The sequence below is a fragment of the Bradyrhizobium sp. SHOUNA76 genome, from assembly GCF_023006445.1.
Lineage (GTDB): Bacteria > Pseudomonadota > Alphaproteobacteria > Rhizobiales > Xanthobacteraceae > Bradyrhizobium.
Genome location: NZ_JALBHA010000549.1, coordinates 1 through 3,995 on the forward strand (window position 1 = coordinate 1; position 3,995 = coordinate 3,995).

General features: G+C 65.0%; 4 protein-coding genes. 2 read left to right on the top strand and 2 right to left on the bottom strand.

The annotated features are described in order from the left end of the window. On the bottom strand, positions 1 to 123 hold a 123-nt coding region (locus MOV74_RS41325; RefSeq protein ID WP_404979208.1), incomplete at its 3' end, for a twin-arginine translocation signal domain-containing protein. A gap of 192 nt (positions 124 to 315) precedes the next feature. Here MOV74_RS41325 and MOV74_RS32980 point away from each other — a divergent pair. After that, positions 316 to 1,293, top strand: coding sequence for a YiiX/YebB-like N1pC/P60 family cysteine hydrolase (locus MOV74_RS32980; protein ID WP_246931179.1), 978 nt, complete (start codon positions 316 to 318; stop codon positions 1,291 to 1,293). Positions 1,294 to 1,559: 266 nt separating this feature from the next. On the opposite strand, the gene MOV74_RS32985 is transcribed toward MOV74_RS32980, so the two are convergent. Further along, a complete protein-coding gene (locus MOV74_RS32985; protein ID WP_246931180.1) occupies positions 1,560 to 1,835 on the bottom strand; it encodes a metal-sensitive transcriptional regulator in 276 nt (91 codons plus the stop codon). Between the two features lie 50 nt (positions 1,836 to 1,885). On the opposite strand from MOV74_RS32985, the gene MOV74_RS32990 reads away from it, so the two are divergent. Next, on the top strand, positions 1,886 to 3,995 hold a 2,110-nt coding region (locus MOV74_RS32990), incomplete at its 3' end, for a heavy metal translocating P-type ATPase (protein WP_246931181.1).

A 3,995-nucleotide genomic window follows, 5' to 3' on the forward strand; every position in this document is an offset into this window, starting at 1 on the left:
GGCCCCCGCACCGATCACGACGATGTCGGCCTCGCGCGGCAGGGTCGCGGCGTTCGCGCGCAGAACCGGCATCGCGGCAAGAACCGCCGACGCCGAAAGGAAACTGCGGCGCGTGATTGTCATGTCATGGTTTCCGAGGACTTGCGGCGAACGGGAACAGTCAGCGAACCTTGCCGTATCTGATGTTGCACGGCAACCATCATGGTGAATCAATCGTGCTTGACCTCACGGAGTGATGAACCGAATTGCAACACGTTTCGACCATGTTAGAGAAGGGAAAAAGACGGCCGGAAAAGGCCGTGGGGGGAGTTTGAGATGGGGACGGTCCTAGATTCAGTCGGCAAGCTGATTGCCGCGTACCTCTCGAAGGAGGTGCCCGGCTACGAGCCGTTCACGCCGAGCGACCCGGAGCACCTGCGCGGCGTCATCGAGCCCGGCGACGTGCTGCTGGTCGAGGGCAACAACCGCATCTCCGGCATCATCAAATATCTGACGCAGTCCACCTGGTCGCATGCGGCACTCTATGTCGGTCCGATCGAGGGCGCGGAGGAGCGCGACGGCGAACCGCATGTGCTGATCGAGGCCAACATCGGCGAAGGCGTCACCTCGGCGCCGCTGTCGAAATATTTCCCCTATCACACCCGCCTCTGCCGCCCGGTCGGGCTGTCCTATGAGGACCGCACCACGGTCTGCCGCTATGCGATCAACCGCATCGGCTTCGGCTACGACACCAAGAACATCGTCGATCTCATGCGCTTCCTGTTCCCGCTGCCGGTGCCGCAGCGCTGGCGGCGGCGCATGATCGCGCTCGGCTCGGGCGATCCGACCAAGATCATCTGCTCGGCCCTGATCGCGCAGGCGTTCGATGCCGTGCGCTACCCGATCCTGCCCAAGATCACCAAGGCCGGGAGCCGCGCCGCCCGCCGCGAGATCCTGCACATCCGCGATTCCTCGCTCTACATGCCCCGCGACTTCGACATCTCGCCCTATTTCGAAGTCGTCAAACCCACCATCGTGCACGGGTTCGACTACACCGCCCTGCACTGGGCCGACAAGCAGAAGCCGCTCGAGGAGGTAGCGGGCACATTCAGTGTGTTTCCAGAAACGCTCCGTGCGCCGCCGCTCGTTCCTGAGGCGATTGACGAAGAAGCGCCGGTTGAGATTCCGACTGAAGAAGTGAGCGCGCAGCCTGCGGAGATGACCACCAATTTCTCCGAGCATTTTGTGCAGCTGAACGAACTCGCGATGTACCGCGCGCGTCGCCGCGGAAATACTTGCGAGATCGCGGCGTAAGCCTCATCGTCGTCCCTGCGAAAGCACGGACCCATACCGGGCGATCTATCGGTTACAGGTCGTAGAAGTGCCAAGCGACGAGTCTTCGCCAAACACCTCCCTGGGGTTATGGGTCCCTGCTTTCGCAGGGACGACATCTGAGGATGTCGTGCGATCTCTCCTCAACAACCGTCGTTGCGAGGAGCGCAGCGACGAAGCAATCCAGACTGCCTCCGCGGGGGCGGCCTGGATTGCTTCGCTTCGCTCGCAATGACGGAAGTGAAGACCTACCGCTCCGCCCGTCCGATCACCGCCATCAGCTCCGAGATCTTCTCGCGCTGATCGGCCTTGTCGCCGCTCGCGATCGCGTGCTCGACGCAATGGGCGACGTGGTCCTTCAGGACCTCCTCCTCGACCCGGCGCAGCGCGGCACGCACCGCCGAGATCTGCGTCACGATGTCGATGCAGTAGCGGTCTTCCTCTATCATTTTCGAGAGGCCGCGAACCTGGCCTTCGATCCGGCCGAGGCGTTTTCCGACGGATGCCTTGATGTCCTTGCGCATGGGGTCTATATACCCCCATAGGGTATGTATTGCAAGGCCGGAGCTTCGCCATGAAAGACGCCGAACACGGGCATCATCACGAGCCGGAAACAGGATGCGGCTGTTCCAGCCCAGCTGCTCCAGCGGCCAAGCCGGCCGCGTCTTCCTGCTGCGGCGGGCACGGCGACCGTGCCGGCCACGCGCATCATCACGCGCATGACCATGGTGATGGCGCGACCAAGGTGCTCGATCCCGTCTGCGGCATGACGGTCGACCCCGCGACCTCGAAGCACAACCTCACGCACCACGGCGAGACCTTCCATTTCTGCTCCGCCGGCTGCCGCACCAAGTTCGCCGCCGACCCCGCCAAATATCTTGCCAAGGACAAGGCGCCCGAGCCCGAGATGCCCGCGGGCACGATCTACACCTGCCCGATGCATCCGGAGATCCGCCAGGTCGGACCCGGCAGCTGCCCGATCTGCGGCATGGCGCTCGAGCCGGAAGTGGCAAGCCTGGAGACCGGCCCAAACCCGGAGCTTGCCGACATGACGCGGCGGTTCTGGATCGGTGGCGCACTTGCGCTGCCGGCCGTGGCGCTGGAGATGGGCGGCCATCTCGCGGGCCCGCACAACTGGATCGATCAGACGCTCTCGAACTGGATCCAGCTCGTCTTCGCCACGCCGGTGGTGCTGTGGGCCGGCTGGCCGTTCTTCGTTCGCGGTTGGCAATCGCTGCTGACGCGTAACCTCAACATGTTCACGCTGATCGCGATGGGCACCGGTGTTGCCTATGTCTACAGCATCATCGGCACCGTCGCGCCGCAGATTTTTCCCGCCACCTTCCGCGGCCATGAAGGCGCGGTCGCCGTCTATTTCGAGGCGGCCGCCGTCATCACCGTGTTGGTGCTGCTCGGTCAGGTGCTGGAGCTGCGGGCCCGTGACGCGACCTCGGGCGCGATCAAGGCGCTGTTGCAGCTGGCCCCGAAGACCGCGCGCCGCGTCGATGCCGATGGCAGCGAGCATGAGGTCGAGATCGACACGCTTCATGCCGGCGATCGCTTGCGCGTTCGTCCCGGCGAGAAGGTGCCGGTCGACGGCGCAATCCTCGAGGGCCGCTCCTCGCTCGACGAATCCCTGGTCACCGGCGAGTCCATGCCGGTCACCAAGGAGACCGGTGCAAAAGTCATCGCGGGCACGCTGAACCAATCGGGCAGCTTCATCATGCGTGCCGACAAGGTCGGACGCGAAACGCTGCTGTCGCAGATCGTACAGATGGTCGCCGACGCGCAGCGTTCCCGCGCGCCGATCCAGCGGCTGGCCGATCAGGTCGCGGGCTGGTTCGTGCCGGCCGTGATCATTGTCGCGATAGTCGCCTTTGCCGCCTGGGCATGGCTCGGACCGGAACCGCGGCTGGCCTTCGGCCTTGTCGCCGCGGTCAGCGTGCTGATCATCGCCTGCCCCTGCGCGCTGGGCCTCGCGACCCCCATGTCGATCATGGTCGGCGTCGGCCGCGGTGCGCAAGGCGGCGTGCTGATCAAGAACGCCGAGGCGCTGGAGCGGATGGAGAAGATCGACACGCTGGTGGTCGACAAGACCGGCACGCTGACCGAGGGCAAGCCCAAGGTGGTCGCGATCGTGCCGGCTGCCGGTCTTTCGGAAGGCGACATCCTCCGGCTTGCAGCCAGTGTCGAGCGCGCCAGCGAACATCCTTTGGCTGACGCGATCGTGCGTGCGGCCAAGGAGAAGCAGCTCGCCCTCGGCCAGGTCGAGCAGTTCGACTCGCCGACCGGCAAGGGCGCCACCGGCAAGGTCGACGGCAAAACCATCGCGCTCGGCAATGCCAGATATCTCGCCTCGATCGGGGTCGACACGACGGCGCTCGACACTGAAGCCGAACGGTTGCGCCAGGACGGCGCCACGGTGATCAACATGGCCGTCGATGGCCGGCTTGCCGGCCTGTTCGCGATCGCCGATCCGGTCAAGACCTCGACCCCGGAGGCGCTAAAGGCGCTAGCTGCCGAAGGCATCAAGGTCATCATGCTGACCGGCGACAATCGCACCACGGCTGAGGCGGTGGCGCGGCGGCTCGGCATCGCCGAAGTCGAGGCCGAGGTGCTGCCGGATCAGAAGAGCGCGGTGGTGACCAAGCTGCAAAAGGCCGGCCGCATCGTCGCGATGGCCG